The sequence below is a fragment of the Chryseosolibacter indicum genome (genome assembly GCF_018598585.1).
Classification (GTDB): domain Bacteria; phylum Bacteroidota; class Bacteroidia; order Cytophagales; family Cyclobacteriaceae; genus Chryseosolibacter; species Chryseosolibacter indicus.
In genome coordinates this window covers 1-22,481 of sequence record NZ_JAHESD010000007.1, presented here as the reverse complement: position 1 = coordinate 22,481, position 22,481 = coordinate 1, and the positions used below count along the sequence as shown (strand labels likewise).

The following is a 22,481-nucleotide window of genomic DNA, read 5'->3' as shown; positions in this document are numbered from 1 at the left end:
TTTAACGTAAAGCCTAGGAAGTCTGAGAAAGCTTGGGAAAGTCTCGGAAAGGTATTTGAAAGTATTGGAGGGGACTTGGAGGACAGTTAGAGGAGCCTTAGGAACATGGGTTAATACGACGATAATGAATGTCTGATACCCGCGCTTAGCAATGTTTTTGTATTTGCTGGCGTAAGGTTTTTTGCTCTATACTAAAGGTAATAAGGCAAAATGGATTCAAATCTCACCCAGTTCTATCAAAATTATATAAGCTGCCTCAACAACAGAAGGCTTCAGGATCTTGATCTGTTTGTAAATGAAGATCTCACGTACAATAAAAAAGCAATGCATTTAAAAGACTATCAGAATCTGCTTGCCCAGAACTTTAAAGACATACCTGATCTGTACTTTGAGATTGGCTTGCTAGTAGCGAATGAAGATACCATTGCGTGCCGTTTGAATTTTAATTGTACGCCAGCCGGTGAATTTATGGGCGTTGTTGTAAACGGAAGAAGAGTCTCTTTCTCCGAGCATGTATTTTATAAGCTCGTTAATGGTAAGATCAGCGAGGTATTGTCATTGATTGATAGAGAAGCTATCCGTGATCAAATAGATTAGGTGCATGTGTTTTAGACATGCACCTCTAATATAAAATCTAGTTAACAACCGGTAAAGAGCCGCCGTCAATCGCGTAATTAGCTCCTGTGAGGTATGCTGCAGCTGGTGAAACCAGGAAATGAACCAGCGATGCCACTTCTTCAGGTTCAGCCATTCTACCCATCGGTATGCCTCCCACATGATTTAGTAATTGCTGAAAGGCATCATCAACAGGAATACCTTGAGATGCAGCCAGGTCATGAATAACCTTTTCCATTGGGGGAGTTTTGGTGGCGCCAGGAGATACCGTAAGCACACGTATGCCTTTGCTGGCAAGCTCAGAAGATAGTGTTTTACTGTAACTATTTAATGCAGCTTTGGAAACAGCATAGGCCATATTGAGATGCCAGAGAGGCTGTCTGCCGGCAACGGAAGATATATGAATGATTACACCACTTTTCTGATCAAGCATTTTTGGCAATAGAACCCTGTCGAGGCGGATGGCTGCAAGCAGATTCAATTGCAACTCACTTTCCCAATGCTGATCTGTTAGCGTACTGAAACCTCCGCTTGGTGTGGTTAAACCACCAACATTATTAATCAGAATATCAATTCCGCCAAACTTCTCGTTGATCTCTTGTTCTAGTTTTGATACGTGGTCAGGCCGTGTTAAGTCTGCCGCAATAAAATGATGAGCCAGTGTATCAACAGGATAATTTCTCGCCGATACAATAACCTGAGCACCTGCCTGTGCCAACTGATCGGCAATTGCTTTTCCAATGCCCTTGGTGCCACCTGTTACCAATGCTCTTTTGCCTTGAAGGTCTTTGTAGATTGTTTTGTTTTCCATGTTGTTTATTTAGTGATTCTGAATTGATTGTTTTAAAATGAGTGCTGACTTGAATTATTTTAAAATGATTGTTTCAAAAAGGAATAAAAAAATTTACTTGGAGATTTGTTTAATGAAGTACTGCGCCATCTTCCTGATCTTGATAGGATCTTTATGAAGAATGTACGACTCGTACCAGCCCGTCCAGGTGCTGATGAAGTAGTCAGCAAGTACCTCGGCATCTTCTTCCGGAGATATCTCCCCCTCTTCAATAGCTTTTTTGATCAATGTGTATAAGAACTGATAGGCAGAGCCGCTGTCTTCTTTAAGAATATCCTTAACGCGTTGATCATTGGTTGCCACCTCAAAAGCTGTCTTCACGGCCATACAGCTGTTATCGCCACTGATGATAACATCAACAGCATCGTTAATGTAGTCAACCAGTATGGTAAACGGAGATTTTGAACTAGCCAACCGCTTTTGAAGGTCTCTTTTCCTGATGTCGGTATAGTGCTTAACACACCTTACGAATAATTCCTGCTTATCACCTATAGTGTTGTAAAGGCTGCTACTGTTGATTTTCATAGCATCTGTGAGGTCGCGAAGCGAAGTAGCATTATAGCCTTTCTCCCAGAAAACTTCCATGGCTTTTTGGATTGCTTCTTCTTCGTTAAACTCAACATTGCGCGGCATCGGAGGCAAATATGTATTCTGAAACGGACAATTCAAAATAAAGTTTTAACTGAAGAAACCTTCAACTGCAGCTCAGATGCGCTTTTGCCAGGCAGTCCAGCTTACCCATCCTCATAACAGGCTAAGAAGCTCGGGAGTCTCCGATGCCAGCACCATGCCGGCACCGTGCGTGCGGTATGTCTGCGAGAAACGGGGGTATTTTCTCGCAGACATGGTGCTGGCATGGTGCTCGCACGGTACTGGCAGAATGTATTTGCCAGCTATTTAAATGTTATTTATTAAATAAAAGGAGCACGCTTTTCATCTGTAATTCGTGCCTACGCGAGAGACTATAATGTGCCAAAGAAATTGCGACGGAATCTACGGCCTTTGCAATAATAGGACTACGAGTGAGCGTTCCTGGATCTTGTCGAACGTAAAGGTGGCATAAAAAACAAAACCTCGGTTTTAGACCGAGGTTTGTGATGTGGGAGCTGAGGGATTCGAACCCCCGACCCTCTGCTTGTAAGGCAGATGCTCTGAACCAGCTGAGCTAAGCTCCCATTGAATTGGGATTGCAAAAGTATAAGAGATTTCGATATCTGCAAAAAAAGTTAATAGCAGGTGAAAATATTTTTTACTGCATCTGGTTCTTCTCAACAATTTCACGGAAGGTCTTCTTATAGCTATCACTGATCGGTATAAAAGTAGACCCTATCTGGATCTCGTTCCGATGGACGGCATCAATTGCTTTAAGCGCTACAATATAAGAGTGATGTACTCTTACAAATTGGTTAACAGGTAGTTGTGTTTCCAGGCTCTTAAGCCGCTGAAGGGTAACAACTTTCTGGATTTTGGTATGAATTGTAACATAATCTTTAAGCCCTTCTACATATAAAATATCTTCCCACTGAACTTTAACCAGCTTGGTGCCGTCTTTAACGAACACAAAAGGTTGCGCCGGCTCTTTGATTGCAGTTGTTTCTTCTGATGCCTCAGGCAATTGGATCCGTTGATTCATTTTTTCAACAGCTTTCAGAAAGCGTTCAAAAGTAATAGGCTTTAACAGGTAGTCTATAACATCAAGTTCATATCCCTCAAGGGCATACTCCGAGTATGCTGTTGTTAGTATCACAAATGGTTTCTTTTGTAAGGTCTTTAGAAGCGTAAGTCCTGTTATTTCAGGCATCTGGATGTCGAGGAGCAGAAGGTCTACATTATTATTTCTTATTACTTCAAGCGCGGTTAATGGATTGGGGCAGGCGTCAATCAGTTGAAGGTAGGGTACTTTTTTAACATAATCAGATAAAAGATTACGTGCTAAAGGCTCATCGTCTACAATCAAACATCTTATCATAATAATGTAAGCGTTAAAGTTATTTTGTATTGACCTGACCCATCTTCAACTTTAAGTTCATGCCGCTTTGGATAACTCAACTCTAGTCTTCGTTGGACATTTTGCAATCCTATCCCTGATTTTTCTTCTGCTTCTGGTTTTGCAGAAGTAATCTTACTGTTTTCTACGGTATAAATGCAAATATTGCCCTGTAAACGAATACCCACCTTTACCCACGCTTTCGGGTTTGTGTTACTTACACCGTGTTTAAAAGCATTCTCTAAAAAAGTTATAAAGATAAATGGAGCAATCAGGTATCTATCAACATCGCCGGTTATATCGAAAGATATTGGAATTTGATTGTTAAGTCTCAAACGTTCAAGGCTTATATAATTTTCCATGTATTCAATCTCTTTTGTTAATGGTACCCGGTCGTGGTTAGAATCATAGATCATATACCGCATCATCTGCGATAGCTTGGCTATTACCTCTGTAGTATTTGATGAGTTGGTATAGGCCAGATAGTAAAGGTTATTTAAAGTATTAAAAAGAAAATGCGGGTTAATTTGTGCCTTTAAAAAGTTTAATTCAGCGGTAAGCCTTTCGTTTTCAATTTCGCGCTTGGTGGCCATGAGCTCAAACCAGTCGGCAGCAAAGCGAAGCATGGCTATAAACCCAGTGATGAATAGGGTAACTATAACAAGTTCAACAACATAAATATGCGAATAGAAATATTGTCGTTGATAGGTGTACCCATCAATAAGATACCTTTGTAGGTGTACGCGCGCAAAGATAATAATAGCAAAAGGCACCAAGAACTCAAGCAGGTACTTCCATAATTTTTGTTGAACAAGAAACCTCGGAAAGAAAATAAAGTAGTTTAAATAGACTACCAACATGGTCGACAAAAGTTGTACGGCTGCAAACGTTGTTGCGCGTCCCCATTCAAAATCTTTACCGTGCCTGAAATGGCTTACCTGGTAAAGGAAAAAGGAGAGGTACATTAACCAAAAGGATATATGAACAAGTAAAAGACGTTTCCTTTGAAAAAGCGATTGCATGGGATTGGATAAAGGCAAAAATAAAAAGGGAATTAAAAGTACATTAAAAGTAGAGGCATGTGGGCATTTACATGTATTTCATTGATAATTTTCGACCGTTAAAAAAAATTGATCGACAGAGACCGAAAATCCGATATACCTTTCAGATTCATTAAGTTTTACGGATGTGTCGATATAATTGAAGGAATAGTCTAATACCCTATTGGGATCAGAAACAAAACATATTTTTTTGCCGTTAGTTTAATCCGTTATAGTACCCCATTGATTTAATCAGGCTTTAATTCTCAAACAGATTCATGAAAAATATTTACTACTTAAGTTTAGTTGTCCTGTCATTATGCTGTTCGTTACCAGCGCTCGCGCAGAAAGGAAATGCAGAGATAAAAGGAACAGTTGTTGATTCCGTAACGCAAAAGCCTGTTGAATTTGCCAATGTTGCTTTAACAAAAGCGGATAACAACACACCTATTGACGGTGCGGTGTGTGACGAAAAGGGAGGATTTACGCTTCGTAAGGTTGCTGAAGGTAATTATAATCTTCTTATTTCTTTTATTGGTTTTGATACACGTACCGTAAACGTAACAGTTGATGATCGTAAAGACATTAATCTTGGTACAATCATCATTAGCCCTACACCCCGTGTATTAAAGGAGGTGACTGTTGAAGGACAAAAGGCTCTTATAGAAGAGAAAGTAGACAGAACTATTTACAATGCCGAGAATGATGCTACCGCAAAAGGTGGCGATGCAACTGATGTACTTAAGCGTGTTCCTATGCTTTCTGTTGATATGGATGGGAATGTTTCGTTACGAGGCAATCAGAACATCCAGGTTTTGATCAACAATAAACCATCAACCATTGTAGCAAGCAGTATTGCTGATGCACTTAAACAAATTCCTGCCGATCAGATTAAAACGGTAGAAGTAATCACTTCGCCTTCGGCTAAATACGATGCAGAAGGCTCGGCAGGTATTATAAACATCGTAACGAAAAAGAATAATCTCGAAGGCCTTACATTGAATCTGGATGCAGGTGTTGGTCTCAGAGGATCGAACCTGGGGTTAAACGGTAACTACAGAAGAAAGAAGATGGGCTTTTCGCTTGGTGGATGGGGAAGAGCCAACTATAATGTAACCGGCGAATTTGAAAATGAACAAACTACCTACCAAATGATTGATGGAGTGCGAACAGAGGTATCAAATAGTATACAAAGCGCTGACACTCGTAATCGTGGCTTATTCGGTAACTATACTTTTGGATGGGATTACGATATTAACGAAAAGAATTTCATAACGTCATCTGTTCGTTTTGGCGTTAGGAACAATAAGAGGAAACAATTTGATCTGTTTACAGGTACTTATGATATTGATGATGTGTTGCAAAGATACAGCTTAAGTGGTGTTCAAAATCTTGATAACTCCAATACAGTTGATGCCAGTCTTACGTTTACACATTTATACGAAAAGCCGCAGCATGAGTTAAGCTTCCAGGGCCAGTTTAGCAGGAATAACCAGACCAGTGATTTTATTAATGATGTTTTTGAAAGTACTGTTCCCACGCTTGACTTTAAAAACGTAAATGATAGTTATAATCAGGAAGCTACGCTTCAGGTAGATTATCAAATGCCTATTGGTACGAATCAGATGCTGGAGTTGGGTGGTAAGGATATTATGAGAAAGGTATACAGCGATTTCTCATCCTTCGAGAATCAGGATGGAATATACGTGCCTCGCACGGGTATGGGAGTAAGTCTCAATAACAATTTGAATTATGATCAGAATGTAATGGCGGGTTATCTCTCGTATACCATTACAACTAAGCAAGGTTATAGCTTCAAAGCAGGTTCTCGTTATGAGTACACTACGATTGATGCTTATACCAGAACAGAGGATAACATTAAAATACCTAGCTATGGGGTATTTGTACCAAGTGTAAACGCTTCTAAAAAGCTAAAGAACGGTAACACTATTAAGGCTTCATATAACAGAAGAATTCAAAGGCCATCTATTCGCTTCTTAAATCCTAACGCCCAGTTTCAAAACAATCTTAATGTAACAGTAGGTAATCCAACCCTGCAACCTGAATACACAAACAATTATGAAATTGGATATAGCACTTTTGTGAAAGGTGTGTCACTAAGCTTTACAGGTTTTGTGAGAAATACAAATGACGCAATTCAAAGCATAAGAGATGTAATTAATAAAGTTGCTGAAGATCAAGACACCATCAGAACAACCTATCAAAATATAGGGCTTGAAAATGCCTATGGCGGTAGCGTCTTCGCCAATATTATGCTTGGAAAACTGACCTTGAATGGAGGTGGTGATGTATTCTATACCGTTTTAGATAATAACAGTCCTCTGCCTGAGTATAAGGCAAAGAACGAAGGATGGGTTGTTAGTGGTCGTTTATTTGGTAGCTATAATCTCGATAAGGGATGGGCTATTCAGTTCTTTGGATTTGGCCGAGGCAGACAAGTCCAATTGCAGGGAACGCAAGGAAGCTTTAGAATGTATAGCGTAGGTTTCCGCAAAGAGTTTAATGAAAAGCGTGGAAGTATAGGCCTTGCAGCTGAAAACTTCTTAACCCCATCTATGAAGATTAACAGTGAAACCAAATCACTGCTTATTGACCAGCGAAGTGTTAACACTTTAAATAACTTAAGCTTCAGGGTTAACTTTAGCTATCGCATCGGTAAAATGGGGTTAGATAATTCTTCACGCAGAAGAAAGAGATCTATCAATAACGACGACTTAAAAGATGGTGGTGGAGACAATATGCAGATGGGCGGTGAAGGTGGTACAGGTGGAGGTCAGCAACCTCGTGGTCAAGGTCAGGCCCCTTCATTTGGAGGAGCAAGAAATCAACAGCCTGCTCAGCGTCCTCAGACACAGCCTGCTGATGCGGCACAACAACAGGATTCGGTTAAATATGAGCCAACTGGCACCTGGGATTTTACAATAGATTCTCCGCAGGGCGGCTCTGGTACAATAGTTCTCAAGAAGGAGAATGACACCTATACAGGTACCATTAAAACCAACAGAATGCCTCAGGAAACTGTTCTTACCAATGTAACAGTAAATGGTAATCAGGTTAGCTTCTCTTACCCCGTAAACTTTGGTGGTAATACGAGCACCGTGACCGTATCGTATACCATCAGCAAAGATGATATACAAGGTACCATGGATATAGCTCAATTCAGAAGCTTTAATCTGACAGGTAAACGTACTCAGTAGACAAGGTTATAAAATTCGGTCTAACGTCTTCTGTTCTTTATTGGACGGAAGACGTTTTTTTAAAGACCAAACTTTAATCCTTGTTTTAAGGCACGTTGATATTTCTTTTCGTCGAATTTATAAAGATAGGGAGCTTTATGGGCCACACCACTTTTACGTTCTTTTAAGCGCTGTAAGATGTCAAGACTAAGCATTTTCTTCTGGAAGTTTCGTCTGTCCAGCTTCTTACCAAGAAGTGTTTCATAAAGCCTTTGAAGATCAGGCATTGTGAATTTGGGGGGTAGCAGATTTTTTCCTACGGGATATTCATTGACATTTTTTCTTAACGACTCCAATGCTTCCTTAAGAATGTCATTGTGATCAAGAATTAATTTAGGAACCTTATCAATATCCCACCATTCGCAGGTTTTACTAAATTCATCTGCAGTAGGTTTTACTTGCGAGTACTCTACAATGGCCCAGTACCCAATGGTGATAAACCTATCATTTATCCAGCTATTCTTTTTTTGTTTTACACCATGGTTACCCCTGTCGCGTTGAGGATCGCCAAAGGTGTAAAATTGCTGGAGGTAAACATCTTCTAATCCTGTTCTTGATTTTAAAATTCTGATCGCTGCATCATTAACATGCTCATCTCGGTAAATAAAGCCTCCTGGTAAACACCACTTCAACGTTTCCTTCCACTGTAACAGAAGCACCTTCAATTCATTATTATGAAATCCAAAAATAACACAATCTATGGAGATGTGCGGTAAAAAGTAAAGTTGGCCTTTACTGAAGAATTCCGATTCTTTAAGGACAGGGCGTTTTTTGACCATATCCGCTAAAGTAATAATTCTCATTCAACTCTAAAAAATCAACCCTTCTACCAACGTTTTGAAAAGACGAATTAACTTAATTGTAAAGTGCTATTATTTCAGTAGATATAAATTATCAACGGAGGAACTACGTGTAAGGAGAAAAGTAGTAACGATTGTAACATTAATGTTGTAAACAAGGTTGAGCCAGGTAATGAAAAGTATACTCGCCAGATGTATTTTACTTTTGTAAAAAAAATGAGGGAGTTGGCTGTAAATACCGTTCGCACGCGTTGAGGAATGATTTTTTTGGTAATATAATGCTGGTGGCTATTAAAATAGTAGCTTGCGGGCTTATGATTTGCGGTGATACTCACCCAAGCATGTTAAACTAAAACATGAACAGGGATGGAAGATGTAATGCAAAAAAGGTTGATTGTGGTTTCTAACAGGTTGCCATTTCAACTACTTGAGAAGAACAATTCTGTAACACTCAAAGAAAGCGATGGGGGATTGGTAAGTGCGTTGAAAAGCTATTTTGAGACTTCAGGACCACAAGGAACGTTTAACTCAAAATGGTGGATTGGTTCTGCTGATTTTCCTGAAAAGCGGTGGAAGAAGTATATAGCGCAGGAACAAACATCGTCATTTTCAGTTGAGCCTCTTTTTATTGAGAAAAAAACTTATAATAAGTTCTATAATGGGTTCTGCAACGCAACCCTATGGCCACTGTTTCATTATTTTCCCTCCTTTGTAGAATTTGATGAAGAGACTTTCAAAAGTTATGAAGAGGTAAACAGACATTTTGCAGACAAATTATTAACCATTCTGCAACCTGGTGATACATTATGGATACATGATTACCAGTTAATGTTGTTGCCCGGGATGATCAGAGAACAACGTCCTGATGCTACCATCGGTTATTTTCTTCACATTCCTTTCCCCTCATTTGAAGTTTTCCGTATGCTTCACAGGCCGTGGAAAGAGAAAATAATCAACGGCTTGCTTGGGGCTGATCTCATTGGCTTTCATACCCACGAATATGTTCAGCATTTTCTCAAGTCTGTTCAAATGGTTACTGGTTATGATTACCAGTTCCGTACTGTATTTCTTAAAGATAGAATTGTTAAGGCCGACTTGTTTCCGCTGGGTATTGACTTTGATAAGTTCCATAATGCCACACGGTCGACTGAAGTAACAACGCTGCGTAATTCAATACGAAGTAATTTTGAAGACAAGAAAATAATTTTCTCCGTTGACCGCCTTGACTATACAAAGGGTATTACCCATCGTTTGTCGGGCTTTGAAAGATTCCTGGAGCTGCATCCGGAATGGAGAGAACGTGTTGTATTTGTTCTGGTTGTTGTTCCTTCACGACAGATTATATCCAAATACAATGAACGTAAAAAGTTGATAGAAGAACATATCGGACGTGTTAATGGAAAGTATTCTACCTTAAAATGGCAGCCCATTATCTACCGATATAATCATTTAAGTTTTGATGAATTAAGTGCTTTATACCAGGTAGCTGATGTGGGTTTGATTACTCCTTTGCGCGATGGTATGAACCTGGTGGCTAAAGAATACGTAGCCAGCCAAACAACACAAGGTGTTTTGATACTGAGTGAACTTGCAGGTGCGGCAAATGAAATGGGAGAGGCATTGCAAGTAAACCCGATGGACAGAGAAGAAGTTTCTCATGCCATACACACCGCCTTAATAATGGATGCCAGTGAGCAACAACAGAAGATTGAAGTTTTACACAAGCGACTAAGGGAGTATAACGTTATCCATTGGGTAAATGACTTTTTAAAACAACTTGAAGAGACAAAAGAGCATCAGAAGGCGCAGCAGACCCGAAACATTACACCAAAATTAGTACGTGAGGTAGCAGCGCAGTTTGGAAGGGCTGAAAGAAGACATCTTTTCCTGGACTATGATGGAACGTTAGTGCCATTCACGAAGCTACCGAAGATGGCAGTGCCTGATAGCGAACTTATTCAATTATTAAAAACACTATCTTCTGACGCGCGAACGACCTTAACCATAATAAGTGGCAGGGATCGTGCTTCACTTGATAGTTGGTTCCGCGAGCTTGACATAAACCTGGTCGCTGAACATGGGGCTGCTATAAGGCTTAGGAATAGTGAATGGAAATATGAGCGTGAAATCGATCAATCGTGGAAACCAATTATTAAACCTACGTTAGATCTATACATGCAGCGAAGTCCCGGCTCTTTTATTGAAGAGAAAAACCATACGTTGGCCTGGCATTACAGAAATGTAGAATCCGAACTAGGTTTCATAAGATCACGTGAGCTTTTGGACAATCTTCATCATATGGTACGAAACTCACAATTGCAGATTATCGATGGCAACAAGGTCATCGAAGTTCGTGTTTCTGGTGTAGACAAAGGCTCGGTAGCGAAGAAGTTTCTTGATGAGGGAGATTATGATTTTATCATGGCCATAGGAGATGATAAGACGGATGAAGACATGTTTCGTGCATTGGCCGATAAAGCCATTACAATTAAAATTGGTTCTGGCCATACACTGGCGCAATATAACTTAACCAATCAGATTGAAGTTATAAAACTGTTGAGAGCACTCTGTCAGGAGACAGAACACGTTTCAGCGCTTTAGCGGTAGTTCTAGAATGGCGATGGGCTTATGCTTGACCATCCACCATCGATTACAATTGTCTGGCCGGTGATTTGATCGCTTTGCGGTGAAACAAGGAACATGGCTACTTGTGCAATATCTGTTACGGTAGATGTTCTTCCAGTAGGTGTAAGATTATCCCATGTGTCTTTGTATGTAGGATCAAGCATGGTTCGTTCTGTAAGTGTGGCCCCAGGTGCGATTGCATTTACACAAATCTTATACGAAGAGAGCTCTATGACAAGATTTTTGGCTAACATTTCAACGCCTGCCTTTGTCATGCTGTAAGCTGCGAGGTTTTTATGTGCCTGGTGACCGGTAACAGAGGAGGTGAAAAGTATCTTTCCCCCATTTCCCTGTAACTTCATTTGTCTTGCTGCCGCCTGTGCAAGAAAGAATGAACCTCCAAGGTTTACTTTTAAAACCTGGTAAAAATCGTCAGGCTTATAATCAAAAAAATCTCCAAATAAAGTTATCCCTGCATTTGCTATGGCGATGTCAAGTTTTCCAAATTCACTTACAGCTTTATCAACCATATGCTGAATAAAATTGGCATCAGAAGCATCTCCCGGAAACGGGATACAATTGCCTTTTTCCTTTTTGATTTTATCCGCTCCTTCTAGTGCCAGAGACTCTTCAACGTCGTTAAGTATTACGCTTGTCCCCTGGCTTGCAAGTTGTCTGCAAATCTCAAGTCCTATTCCCTGGCCAGCTCCTGTTACAATGGCAACCTTATTCTTAAACATGTTTGCATATTTAATGCGAGTCTCTTGTTACTTCACTTCCCGAACTACCCTTCAAAAAATCAAGGTCTGCGCCAAGGTGTGCTTGTTCTACGTGTGTTTGATACAGATGAACATAGCCGCGGTCGTAATTTTTTATTCGCGGCTTCCATCGTTTCTTCCTTTCCTTTAATTCTTCTTCCGAAACATGAAGGGTAATTGACCTCCCAGGAACATCAAGTGAGATAAGATCACCGTTTTGTACTACAGCAAAGTTACCACCAAGGGCAGCTTCAGGAGAAACATGCAGTACTACAGTGCCAAACCCGGTGCCACTCATTCTTCCATCTGAAATGCGAACCATGTCTGTAACGCCTTTAGCTAACAGTTTTGTCGGTATTCCCATATTGCCTACTTCCGGCATACCTGGGTATCCTTTTGGACCGACGTTCTTTAAAACAAGGATACTGTTTTCGTCAACGTCAAGATTTGGGTCATCTATTCTCGCTTTATAATCTTCAATATCTTCAAATACTACCGCCTTTCCTGTATGCTGAAGCAAATGTGAACTTGCAGCAGATGGTTTAATTACCGCACCATTTTCACAAAGATTACCCTTAATGACTGCAACGCCTGATAGTTCATTGAAAGGTTGATTAACAGTAGCGATGACCTGGCGGTTATAACATTCTTCTTTTTGGAAATTCTCTCCAATGGTTTTTCCATTCACAGTGATACAATCTTTATGAAGGAAGCTGTCAAGCTCGCGCATAACGGATGGTATACCTCCTGCGTAGTAGAGGTCTTCCATAAAGTACTTTCCTGATGGCTGAAGGTTGGCTATTAAAGGAACGTTTCTCGAAAGCCTGTCGAAATCATCCAATGAAAGGTCTACGCCGATTCTGCCGGCTATTGCTAAAAGATGTATTATAAAATTCGTGGATCCACCAATAGCAGCATTTATTATAATGGCGTTTTCAAAAGCTTCTTTTGTTAGGATATCAGAGATGTTAACTTGGTTCCTTACAAGCTCTACGGCCCGTATTCCTGATAAATGAGCTAATACTTTTCTTCGGGCGTCAGCTGCCGGAATAGCGGCATTGTGTGGGAGTGACAAGCCGAGAGATTCTACCATAGAAGCCATAGTAGAGGCTGTTCCCATTACAGCACAATGGCCACGGCTGCGACACATACTTGCTTCGGCCATTACAAGCTGGTCCTGGTCCATAGCTCCGGATCTTACCGCATCATTAAATCGCCATACATCGCTTGTGCCTATATCCTTACCCTGAAACTTGCCCGTTAACATTGGTCCTCCTGAAACAACAATAGTCGGGATGTTTACGCTACAAGCGCCCATAACAAGAGATGGCGTTGTTTTATCACAACCACATAGCAATACTACTCCATCAACAGGATTTGCCCTTATCGATTCTTCAACATCCATGCTCGCAAGATTTCTATAGAGCATGGCGGTAGGTTTAATAAGTGTTTCGCCCAGCGACATTACAGGAAATTCAACAGGAAACCCACCGGCTTCATAAACACCGTGTTTCACCGATTCTGCTAATTCACGGAAATGTGCATTGCAAGGGGTTAGTTCAGACCACGTATTACAAATGCCGATAACCGGTCGGCCATCAAATTCATGGGTAGGTATTCCCTGATTTTTCATCCAGGCCCTGTAGATGAACCCATCTTTTCCTGTTTTACCAAACCAGTTCTGGCTTCTGTATTTTCCGTTCATGGTGTCCGTTTATTTCAAACTTTACGATTGTTGCACGAATAGTACAACTAAAGATAGGTTTAAAACTGAAAGTGCAAAATATCTCTTGGGTCGAATTTTATTTCTTCATTGAGGTAAGATATCAGTTATCTTTATTCTTCTATCGAGCGCCGTTATGAATGCTATATTCAAGAAGTTAAATTTTAAGGATCAAAAGCAGATTTTTATTTTAAATGCGCCGGAATCGTTCATGCCTCCATTAAAAGAAATGGAATCTGACACGGAGATTAAGGTAAGCTTAAAGCCTGCGGAAACAATAGAATTTGTTTTGGCTTTTGTTACAAAACAAAATGAAGTAGATATGCTTGCAGAGAAGATCGCCCGACAAATCAGTGTCGATGGTATAGTTTGGTTTGCCTATCCGAAAGGAACATCAAAGAAGTATAAGTGTGAGTTTAACAGGGATACAGGATGGACAGAACTTGGAAAGCATGGATTCGAAGGAGTAAGAATGGTAGCGATAGATGAGGATTGGAGTGCACTCAGATTTCGGAAAGCAGAGCATATCAAGAAGATGACAAGAAGCTTTGCAATGTCTGAGCAAGGTAAGAAGAAAACCCAGCTCAGGTCGGCGGTTAAACGATCGAAAGGAAAGAAGCCATAAATTTGCCGAGCAAAGTGTCGCTTAAGTCAGGCATCAGAAATAATAGAAAAAAAGTCTGTTTATAAAGCAATAAAAAAGACCCGAGCGTTTTGAATGCCCGGGTCTTCACCGTTGAATAGCGAAATGCTAATTGATTATCATAGTAGATATCGAATGCGGTAAACTGACTGTTTCAGCAGCCTGTCCTTGAATCCATAACCGATAAGAGATCTTCTCATCTGACGTGTTCATCACTACCACTGCAATTTTTCCATCTGTATTTACAAATGCTGTGGTTTGTAATTTATCTCTATTTGATGAGCTAACAATGCGTTTTGCACCAGGACGAATGAATTTCGAAAAGTGACCCAGGTAATAGTAAGAGTTGGTGTAAATAAGTTTGCCTGTTTTTGTATCTGCATGCACCGGAGCAAAGCAAAAATTGCCTACATGGTTTGGTCCTCCTTTTTCATCAAGAAGAATATTCCAGTCTGTCCATGCGACGGTACCGCTGTTGAAGTCGTTGATCAATGAAAGACCATAACGTTCACCAAGAGCCCAGTTTGATATTCTATTTAAATTGAAACTTTCTGCACAGCCTTCAGTAAAGATAAGGTTCTTATCCGGGTACGCCTCAGCTACCCTTTTTAAATTATCGAATTGCATGGCGCTTCCGGTCCACGTTTCATACCAGTGAAAACCGAGGCCCCAGATGTATTTCGCTGCCTCAGGGTCAGAGAATATTGTGCTTGCGCGCTGATAAATTAAATCACGGTTATGATCCCACGCGATAAGCTTCTTATCTCCCATGCCTGCTTTGTGTAATGTAGGGCCGAGGTATTCTTTTACAAAATCTCGTTCTTCTTCAGCCGTGTAAATGCAAGACTCCCATGTTTGCTTTGCCATCGGCTCATTTTGAACAGATAATCCCCATACAGGTATCCCACGTGACTCATATTCCTTGATAAACTTGATATAGTAATTGGCCCAGGATTGCTTATACTTTTCGAGGAGTTTACCGCCTTGTAACATGCTGTTGTTGTCTTTCATCCACGCCGGCGGACTCCAGGGGCTTACAAACATCGTAAGGCTTCCACCTGCAGCACTTATAGCCTGCTTAATAAATGGTATGCGGTACCTCTCATCGTGCGATACGCTAAAGGTTTTTAACGACTCATCCCCATCACTCACATAGGTGTAACTGCCACTGGAGAAATCACAACTGTTAATGTTCGTCCTTGCGAGCGTATATCCTATGCCTTTTTCAGGATTATAGTAAGCGGTAAGAAATTCCTGTTGAGTTTGCTTGTTTAATTTAGCAAATGTTTCGGCGGAGGCATCTGTTAAGGCTGCACCTATACCAATAAGTGTTTGAAAAGTTTTTGAAGGATCAACAAACACACATACCTGCGTTTCCAACGGTTGACCAAAATTCTTGAATTGTAGTTTGTCAGTTTGCGTGATTTTCAGATCAGTTTTTTCAGCAGTAGTATAAACAGTCACAGATTTTGATTGAATGTCTTTTGCTGAGTAGTTAGTCGGCCCTGATTGTGCTGCACCAGACAGCGAAGCAACACATAGCAGCCCGACAAAAAGTTTTTGTTTCATAGATGTATCTCCTTGTGTGATAAAGTAAGTTAAGTGATTTTGTAAATGTGTCCCGGTTATTAAGGAGTTCTTTGCGAAAGGACATGTAAAGTAAACACTTGTGACTTCGAGTATCGTATGGATACCCGAAGGCCACAAGCTGGTGTTGGTTGACACCATTAACCCAAACCAAGGTTTTTATTACTTAAGGAATTAGTCTGAGTTCGACATCATCAATAGAAATCCCTCCTTCACCCAGATCTTTTCCACCACACTTAATAACCAGATATGCAGTTCCAGTTTTTGTAATTGAAATAAGAGCATTTCCTTTAATATTACCAGAACAGGCAATAGACGAGAGTTTGGTATTGAAGGGCGTGTCGCCGCATTTACTCCATGTGTTTAGTCCCATTAAATTGCCACCTGAGCCATAATCTTTCCCTTGAACAGGAGCATCGTAACCTAAATAAACTTCAAACCAAGTATCTACTGCACCTTTGCCAGATACAGTCATATCTAATTTGTATTTTTTCCCTTCAGTAACATTAACAGGTTGATATAAGGCGGCATGTCCTCCGTTTCCACCGCTTACAACAGTCTTGCCATCTGCAAAAGAAAAAGTTACACCTGGGGTGATATTCAATTGAGTCCAATATGCTTCATCCCCAGTATTAAATTCTGGACCTTGAAGTATATTTATTGCATTTGGATCTGACTTCTCTATTAATAATTGTTGAGTGGTAGAAAAAATTCTTCCGCCGATTCCCGTCAGTTTAAGAGTTAGATTATAAACACCTTTGAGCGGATAAAAAATGGTGTCTGTTCTTTCGCTTGTAGACACTAACCCTTGACCTAGGTCCCATTTTACGCCGAGGACGTTTGTCATATCATTTACGTTGAACACGTAAGTATTAGTCTTTCCTTCTACAATAACAGGTGTTATTGTAAATGTAGAGTCTAACTTGGGCGAAAGAATGCCATTGCCATTTCCTTCAAATTCATCGGGCTGACAAGCAATTATTATTGCGATTGCAGATATCCCAAATGCAATGGAATATTTTGTTATGATTGATTTTAATTTCATTGTCATTATTTAAAATAAACATTCATTATAAGGTGCCACCCCACTCTTTGCTTTGCTGGAGTTTGGTGTTTGTCAACTCATTTAATGGAATAGGGAGGTGTTCATGCTTTCCTGCTACAAAATTAGGTGCTAATACAGTTGCAGCGTCACCCCAGCGAACAAGGTCGAACCAACGATGTCCTTCTCCTGCTAATTCAAGACGTCTTTCTGTTTTTATATTTTGCAATGTCGCGTCTACTGCAGTAAGACCAACTCGCTGCCGCACAGCGTTTAATAATGTATAAGATCTAGTCCCGGCTGTTCCTGCGTCAAGATTACCTCTAATGCGTGCTTCCGCTTCCATTAGATAAGTGTCAGCAAGACGAATTTCATACATATTCTGTGGATAATTTAGTTCCTGTGCACCAGGAAGGCCTGTTGGTGAATTTGATTTCCTTCCTAAAAACTTTTCAATAAAGTAGCCTGTATCTTGTGCGCCAGGAGTGTAATCTGCAATACCATTAGCCTTCATTGTTTTTAAATCAGCTATTGTATAAATAAACCGCGGATCTGATTTCATTAGATCATACAAGCTTTGGGTAACTGGAAAGTAGCTCCATCCTGAAATGTAATCGGGAGCGTTGGCGGCAAGTGGATTGTAACCTCTTGGACCCGACATGATGTTAAGCAAATTACCTTCAGTACATGCAGTACAACCCCAATCACCCGCAGAAGTGTTCGTGAAGCCGACTTCGAAAATTGATTCGCTATTGAATTTAAACTCTGAAGTAGACTTCCATAGATCACCAAAGTTTGTCAGAAGTTTATAGCCGAATTTATTTGTTGACCCCGGTGTTCCATTTACAATTTCTAATTGTTCAGCCGCAAGTGCAAATTTTTCCTGTTGGAGATAAACTTTACCAAGTAAAGCGCGTGCTGTACCTTCGGTAGCTCTACCTCCTTCTGCGGCTGTTGTAACAGTTTCAGGTAGATCAGGTATTGCTTCAGTGAGATCACGTTCAATTTGCTGATAAACCAGTGCGGGAGCCACTTGCTCAATGTCATACATTTTGTCAGGAGAAACTGGCGAAAGAAGTAAGGGAATATTATTGAATAATCTGACAAGATCAAAATTAAAGTGAGCACGTAAGAATTTTAACTCTGCCGTGTATCGTCTTCTTAAACCCTCTGCGATTGGTGCTGTAGGAAGCTTTTCAAGAACAACATTGGCTCGAAAAATGCCAGAAAATCCTTTCTTCCATAACTCTTCTTGAGGTCCTTGTGCAGGCGTAAGGGTGAAATCATCCCATGCAGTAAAATTTTTATCACCTGCGCCTTCTCCTCCTCCATGGTGGTCGTCAGATGCGGCCATGGTAGCACCAACTTTAGTTACAAGATTTCCACCTTGCCACCCTACAACATCATAAACCGCTACTATACCTGCAAAAACTTCTTCTGGGGTTTTGTAATAATTTGATTCTAGGTTAAGTCCTTTTGGCGCTACTTCTAAAAAATTGTCACACGAGGACAGAATTATTAAAATAATAGTAACAGACAGATTTATTATTTGCTTTTTCATTATTTCAGGTTTTAAATTCTAGAATCCTAAATTTAATCCAACCATAAATGAGCGCGCCTGCGGATATATTCCGCGGTCAATGCTCATCGTCCCTCCTCCGATTTCAGGATCATATCCATTGTATTGAGTGAATGTTGCCAGGTTTTCGCTCATCACATAAATACGAGCTCGATTTAATCCTACTTTTGATGATAGTGATGTATTAATGGTATAACCTATTTGAAGTGTTTTAATGCGGAAGTAATCGCCGTCTTTCAAATAAAAATCTGAGGGATTGGAAAAGTTGCCATTTGGATCACTTTCGATAAGACGTGGATATGAATTAGACGTACCAGGCCCGGTCCATCTTCCAAGTGCTTCTGTCTGGAAGTTTGTAGTAGGGATACCAAATCTCCTAAGTCCTTGAAAAATCTTATTTCCTCCTGCCCCTTGTCCAAACAAAACAACATCAAATCCTTTATAGGACGCACTTATAGTAAACCCATAGGTGTATTTGGGAAGTGGGTTTCCAAGATATGTTCTATCATTCTCATTAATTTTGCCATCATTGTTTATGTCAACCCAGCGAAAATCACCAGGCCTTGCGTTAGGTTGAATCTTGTTACCATCTGCATCTACATAACTGTTGACATCTGCATCGGTTTGGAAAATTCCGTTGGTTTTGAATCCGAAGAATGAGCTGTACGGTCTGCCAACTTCAGTACGGGTAATGTTATATGTACTCCCCTGGAATCTCTCATTGTCTATAAATTTCCTGTCGCGACCAATATTAGTAACCTCGTTTGTTATGTAGGAAAAGTTACTGTTTAAATTTACGTTAAGCTCCCCAAAACTCTTTCTCCAGCCAAGTTCAAGTTCAACCCCTCTATTATCCATGTCTGCAACATTGGCTGCCGGGTTAGAAACAGCTCCAACATAACCTGGAATTCTTGGATTCATAAGAATACCAGTTGTTCTTTTCAAAAACCAGTCAAAAGTAAACGAGAAGTTAGTTAGTAGTGTAGCTTCAAAACCTATATTGGTAGAAGTTGTTTCTTCCCATTGCAAATTAGGATTAGCAGGCGCATTAGGGCTAAAGCCATTGAGGTAGCTGCCTGAGGTTCCGAAAGTGTAATTCCTTCCGCTTCCAATGGTTGACACATAGGCAAAATCGTCGATATTATCATTCCCCACAACGCCATAGCTACCTCGAACTTTAAGAAAGTTAACAGTATTGTTTGAAGGCCAGAAGGTCTCAAGAGAAGGTACCCATCCGAGAGAGAGTGAAGGGAAAGTTCCATATCGATAGTTTTCACCAAATCTTGTAGAGCCATCGGTTCTGAATAAAGCAGTAACAAGGTACTTCTCTTCGTAATTATAGTTTACTCTGCCAAAGAAAGACGCTACTTTATGTATTTGTCCCTCTGAACCATTTCCAATTCTTCCCGGTACATTGTAGTTAAAGGATGCATCTTCAAGGCTATTTCCTGGAACATCGTTTTTTGTGGCGTTTAAATTCCTCGTGTTGTTGTCTCTGTAAGCACCTTGTCCAACCAGGAAAGTAATGTTATGTTTATCAATGGCTCTTGTGTAGGAGATCGTATTTTCTACATTCCAGTCGAATCTTGTATTCATGGACCTCGAACGAGAGTTTACGGCGTTTAGAGTAGAAGAATTCAGCCAAAAAACAGGTGTAAAAGACTCGTCACCCCAGAAAGCCAACTTTGTTCCAAATGTTGAACGTAATTTTAATCCTTTTAATGGTTCTGCTTCGAGATAAGCGTTAGCAATGACATTATCGCCCCAGTTATAGTTGCCTAATTGTTTTTTGATGTAAGCAACAGGGTTGGTTATCTCCTGACCTATTTCTGCAGAAGAAATACCATAAGGACGTCCCTTTTCATCACGAATAATTCCCTTACCGTCGTAATTCGCTTGAGAAGGTGCATATGGTGCCTCGTTCGCTATTGAGTCGTTGGTAACAACAACAGGTGTTATTGGGTCTAGATTAATGGCGGAGCTAAGCGGACCACCATATTCGCTGTTTGTATTTCCAATTCCAATGGTTTTATCGTGAGTATACCCTAAGGTTTGTCCAAATGTTAACCACTTGGCTAACTTATGTGATGAGTTCAATCGCAGATTAAATCGTTCGTACTTCGATATATCTGTTGCTACAATTCCTTCTTGCTTTAAATAACCAAATGAAGTGTAAAAAGTTGATTTGTCGCTACCTCCGGAGATACTCAATTCATGATTTTGACGTCTAGCGCTATTGTTAAAAATGGCGGATTGCCAATCTGTTCCCTCTCCAAAGGAAGCAGGGTTTTCATACTTTAAAGGTTTCCCATCAGCTACTTTTAATTCATTGATAAGAGTAGCATACTGGGTCGCATTAAGAAGGTCAAGTTTTCTTGCCGGTTCAGAGAACCCATAATATCCATTATAGTTTATCTGTATTCCCCCAGCTTTCCCTTTTTTGGTCGTAATTAGGATCACGCCAGAAGCCGCTCTTGCCCCATAAATTGCTTGTGAGGCTGCATCTTTTAAAACTTCGATAGATTCAATATCAGACTGGTTTATAACACCAATTCCGCCATTGTCAACAATTACACCATCAACAACCCATAGTGGTTGATTGTTATCTCCACCATTACGATTGAATGATGTAATTCCCCTTAGTCTCACAGTTGCGCTTGAGCCGGGTTGTCCTGAGTTAGCAGCAATGATTAGCCCTGAAGAACGCCCTTGAAGCGCCTGGTCTATGCGTGTAACAGGCATCGACTGAAGATCTTCTGCCTTAATGCTCGAGATGGCACCAGTTACTACACTCTTCTTTTGCTCACCATACCCGACAACTACAACTTCACTCAGTTGGGTTACATCAGCTTTTAGAGATACCTGAATATCTGTTTGTGTACCTATTGGTACCTCAACCCTTGTGTATCCAACAAAGGAGATCACCAGTATACTCTCATCAGATGCCTGAATTGTAAATCTTCCATCAGCATCGGTTAATGTCCCGGTGCTCGTTCCCTTCACCAGAACACTTACCCCTGGCACCACTTCTCCCGTGTCGTTGTCTTTTACTGTGCCTGTTACCGTCCGCGACTGCGCTAATAGATTCCCCCACAAAAGGGTAAAGCAGAAAATCATGGCAAGCTGAATAAGCCTGTTTCTCCGCTGTAAAGTTTTCATCATACGTTTAGAGTTAATTGTTTGGATTTAGTTTGAAATCGTTTTTCCCCAGAAAGAGGTCGGAAACGATTTCGTTTGCTCCAAAAGTATGATGGCCTATATTGCTGACAGAAAATGCTACTACAGTTCTAATACTGCAAATAATTGTACCGGTACGTCATGACTACGTCATTATTTGTAAGTTCCTTAGGTTCAAATTGTTGATTCAAAATCAAAGAGGTAACAACTGTTGATATTTCCATGCTTTTTCATCTAAATATTCTGGCGCTCAGGCGGATCACGAAAGGTGATTAATTTTAAATCTGGATTAAGAATCGCACGTTGGTTAACTTTACTTGAAACAAAGAGGTGGTAAGGAGTGTTAAACAACCAGAATAATTGATTGAGCAAATGGAAGTGCAAACAGTCGGAATGCAAAAATCATCAGAATTTCACTCTCCTGTACTGGAGGTCATTCAGAACAGAAGAAGTAGAAGAGCTTACGCAGATAGACCTGTTGAAAAGGAAAAGATTGACTCTTTATTTGAAGCTGCCCGATGGGCGCCTTCTAGCATAAATGAGCAGCCGTGGATCTATGTTTATGCAACTAAAGATCAGCCCGAGTTATGGCATAAAATATTCGATTCTCTGAATGATAGTAATAAAGTTTGGGTACAAAATGCTCCGCTGTTAATTGCCAGCCTGGTACGCGTCAATTTTAGCCGTAACAATCGTCCAAATACCTCTGCGCGTTACGATCTTGGACCAGCAAATGCATATTTGTCATTGCAGGCCACGCCCCCGGGTCTGAATTTTCATCAATTGTGAGGTAGAAAT

The 22,481-nt window shown here is 40.4% G+C and carries 16 protein-coding genes and 1 tRNA gene; 5 read left to right on the top strand and 12 right to left on the bottom strand.

Features of this window, described 5'->3' with window-relative positions:
- Window positions 1-210 precede the first annotated feature (210 nt).
- On the top strand, window positions 211-597 hold the full coding sequence (locus tag KK060_RS04920; protein ID WP_254152581.1) for an ester cyclase: 387 nt from the start codon (window positions 211-213) through the stop codon (window positions 595-597).
- A gap of 37 nt (window positions 598-634) precedes the next feature.
- Here KK060_RS04920 and KK060_RS04915 read toward each other — a convergent pair whose 3' ends face one another.
- From KK060_RS04915 to KK060_RS04895, 5 genes are all read right to left on the bottom strand, one after another.
- Window positions 635-1,426, bottom strand: a complete 792-nt coding sequence (locus KK060_RS04915) for an SDR family oxidoreductase (protein ID WP_254152580.1) — start codon at window positions 1,424-1,426, stop codon at window positions 635-637.
- A 93-nt stretch (window positions 1,427-1,519) separates the two neighbouring features.
- The gene (locus KK060_RS04910) at window positions 1,520-2,134 is read right to left on the bottom strand and encodes a TetR/AcrR family transcriptional regulator (protein WP_254152579.1); all 615 of its coding nucleotides are present in this window, start codon (window positions 2,132-2,134) and stop codon (window positions 1,520-1,522) included.
- A gap of 431 nt (window positions 2,135-2,565) precedes the next feature.
- A tRNA-Val gene (locus KK060_RS04905) sits at window positions 2,566-2,640 on the bottom strand.
- A 74-nt stretch (window positions 2,641-2,714) separates the two neighbouring features.
- On the bottom strand, window positions 2,715-3,434 hold the full coding sequence (locus KK060_RS04900; RefSeq protein WP_254152578.1) for a LytR/AlgR family response regulator transcription factor: 720 nt from the start codon (window positions 3,432-3,434) through the stop codon (window positions 2,715-2,717).
- Window positions 3,431-4,474, bottom strand: a complete 1,044-nt coding sequence (locus KK060_RS04895) for a sensor histidine kinase (protein WP_254152577.1) — start codon at window positions 4,472-4,474, stop codon at window positions 3,431-3,433. Before KK060_RS04895 ends, KK060_RS04900 begins: the two co-directional genes overlap by 4 nt.
- A gap of 296 nt (window positions 4,475-4,770) precedes the next feature.
- On the opposite strand from KK060_RS04895, the gene KK060_RS04890 reads away from it, so the two are divergent.
- Window positions 4,771-7,710 carry a TonB-dependent receptor gene (locus KK060_RS04890; RefSeq protein ID WP_254152576.1) on the top strand — a complete coding sequence of 980 codons (2,940 nt, stop codon included), beginning with the start codon at window positions 4,771-4,773 and terminating at the stop codon, window positions 7,708-7,710.
- Between the two features lie 59 nt (window positions 7,711-7,769).
- On the opposite strand, the gene KK060_RS04885 is transcribed toward KK060_RS04890, so the two are convergent.
- Window positions 7,770-8,528 (bottom strand): NUDIX hydrolase, encoded by a 759-nt coding sequence (locus KK060_RS04885; RefSeq protein WP_254152575.1) that lies wholly within the window; start codon window positions 8,526-8,528, stop codon window positions 7,770-7,772.
- A 387-nt stretch (window positions 8,529-8,915) separates the two neighbouring features.
- Here KK060_RS04885 and KK060_RS04880 point away from each other — a divergent pair, with 387 nt between their 5' ends.
- A complete protein-coding gene (locus KK060_RS04880) occupies window positions 8,916-11,150 on the top strand; it encodes a bifunctional alpha,alpha-trehalose-phosphate synthase (UDP-forming)/trehalose-phosphatase (RefSeq protein ID WP_254152574.1) in 2,235 nt (744 codons plus the stop codon).
- 8 nt (window positions 11,151-11,158) lie between these two features.
- Here KK060_RS04880 and KK060_RS04875 read toward each other — a convergent pair whose 3' ends face one another.
- Together KK060_RS04875 and KK060_RS04870 are read right to left on the bottom strand one after the other, a co-directional pair.
- The gene (locus KK060_RS04875; protein ID WP_254152573.1) at window positions 11,159-11,914 is read right to left on the bottom strand and encodes an SDR family NAD(P)-dependent oxidoreductase; all 756 of its coding nucleotides are present in this window, start codon (window positions 11,912-11,914) and stop codon (window positions 11,159-11,161) included.
- Window positions 11,915-11,924: 10 nt separating this feature from the next.
- Window positions 11,925-13,637, bottom strand: coding sequence for an IlvD/Edd family dehydratase (locus KK060_RS04870; RefSeq protein WP_254152572.1), 1,713 nt, complete (start codon window positions 13,635-13,637; stop codon window positions 11,925-11,927).
- A 154-nt stretch (window positions 13,638-13,791) separates the two neighbouring features.
- Here KK060_RS04870 and KK060_RS04865 point away from each other — a divergent pair, with 154 nt between their 5' ends.
- Window positions 13,792-14,280: a hypothetical protein gene (locus tag KK060_RS04865; protein ID WP_254152571.1), complete on the top strand. Its 489-nt coding sequence runs from the start codon at window positions 13,792-13,794 to the stop codon at window positions 14,278-14,280.
- A 126-nt stretch (window positions 14,281-14,406) separates the two neighbouring features.
- On the opposite strand, the gene KK060_RS04860 is transcribed toward KK060_RS04865, so the two are convergent.
- The 4 genes from KK060_RS04860 to KK060_RS04845 form a co-directional block, all read right to left on the bottom strand.
- Window positions 14,407-15,867, bottom strand: coding sequence for a glycoside hydrolase family 30 protein (locus KK060_RS04860; protein ID WP_254152570.1), 1,461 nt, complete (start codon window positions 15,865-15,867; stop codon window positions 14,407-14,409).
- A gap of 184 nt (window positions 15,868-16,051) precedes the next feature.
- Window positions 16,052-16,930 carry a PKD domain-containing protein gene (locus tag KK060_RS04855; RefSeq protein ID WP_254152569.1) on the bottom strand — a complete coding sequence of 293 codons (879 nt, stop codon included), beginning with the start codon at window positions 16,928-16,930 and terminating at the stop codon, window positions 16,052-16,054.
- A 25-nt stretch (window positions 16,931-16,955) separates the two neighbouring features.
- Window positions 16,956-18,488, bottom strand: a complete 1,533-nt coding sequence (locus KK060_RS04850; RefSeq protein ID WP_254152568.1) for a RagB/SusD family nutrient uptake outer membrane protein — start codon at window positions 18,486-18,488, stop codon at window positions 16,956-16,958.
- Between the two features lie 18 nt (window positions 18,489-18,506).
- Entirely contained in the window at window positions 18,507-21,668 is a 3,162-nt protein-coding gene (locus KK060_RS04845; RefSeq protein WP_254152567.1) for a SusC/RagA family TonB-linked outer membrane protein, read from the bottom strand.
- 408 nt (window positions 21,669-22,076) lie between these two features.
- On the opposite strand from KK060_RS04845, the gene KK060_RS04840 reads away from it, so the two are divergent.
- On the top strand, window positions 22,077-22,472 hold the full coding sequence (locus tag KK060_RS04840; RefSeq protein WP_254152566.1) for a nitroreductase family protein: 396 nt from the start codon (window positions 22,077-22,079) through the stop codon (window positions 22,470-22,472).
- Window positions 22,473-22,481 lie beyond the last annotated feature (9 nt).

What these genes read in the sequence shown, in the direction of transcription:
- KK060_RS04920 (WP_254152581.1), top strand. Translation starts at nt 211, where the DNA reads ATGGATTCAAATCTCACCCAGTTCTATCAAAATTATATAAGCTGCCTC.
- KK060_RS04915 (WP_254152580.1), bottom strand. Translation starts at nt 1,426, where the DNA reads ATGGAAAACAAAACAATCTACAAAGACCTTCAAGGCAAAAGAGCATTG.
- KK060_RS04900 (WP_254152578.1), bottom strand. Translation starts at nt 3,434, where the DNA reads ATGATAAGATGTTTGATTGTAGACGATGAGCCTTTAGCACGTAATCTT.
- KK060_RS04895 (WP_254152577.1), bottom strand. Translation starts at nt 4,474, where the DNA reads ATGCAATCGCTTTTTCAAAGGAAACGTCTTTTACTTGTTCATATATCC.
- KK060_RS04890 (WP_254152576.1), top strand. Translation starts at nt 4,771, where the DNA reads ATGAAAAATATTTACTACTTAAGTTTAGTTGTCCTGTCATTATGCTGT.
- KK060_RS04885 (WP_254152575.1), bottom strand. Translation starts at nt 8,528, where the DNA reads ATGGTCAAAAAACGCCCTGTCCTTAAAGAATCGGAATTCTTCAGTAAA.
- KK060_RS04880 (WP_254152574.1), top strand. Translation starts at nt 8,916, where the DNA reads ATGGAAGATGTAATGCAAAAAAGGTTGATTGTGGTTTCTAACAGGTTG.
- KK060_RS04875 (WP_254152573.1), bottom strand. Translation starts at nt 11,914, where the DNA reads ATGTTTAAGAATAAGGTTGCCATTGTAACAGGAGCTGGCCAGGGAATA.
- KK060_RS04870 (WP_254152572.1), bottom strand. Translation starts at nt 13,637, where the DNA reads ATGAACGGAAAATACAGAAGCCAGAACTGGTTTGGTAAAACAGGAAAA.
- KK060_RS04865 (WP_254152571.1), top strand. Translation starts at nt 13,792, where the DNA reads ATGAATGCTATATTCAAGAAGTTAAATTTTAAGGATCAAAAGCAGATT.
- KK060_RS04860 (WP_254152570.1), bottom strand. Translation starts at nt 15,867, where the DNA reads ATGAAACAAAAACTTTTTGTCGGGCTGCTATGTGTTGCTTCGCTGTCT.
- KK060_RS04855 (WP_254152569.1), bottom strand. Translation starts at nt 16,930, where the DNA reads ATGAAATTAAAATCAATCATAACAAAATATTCCATTGCATTTGGGATA.
- KK060_RS04850 (WP_254152568.1), bottom strand. Translation starts at nt 18,488, where the DNA reads ATGAAAAAGCAAATAATAAATCTGTCTGTTACTATTATTTTAATAATT.
- KK060_RS04845 (WP_254152567.1), bottom strand. Translation starts at nt 21,668, where the DNA reads ATGATGAAAACTTTACAGCGGAGAAACAGGCTTATTCAGCTTGCCATG.
- KK060_RS04840 (WP_254152566.1), top strand. Translation starts at nt 22,077, where the DNA reads ATGCAAAAATCATCAGAATTTCACTCTCCTGTACTGGAGGTCATTCAG.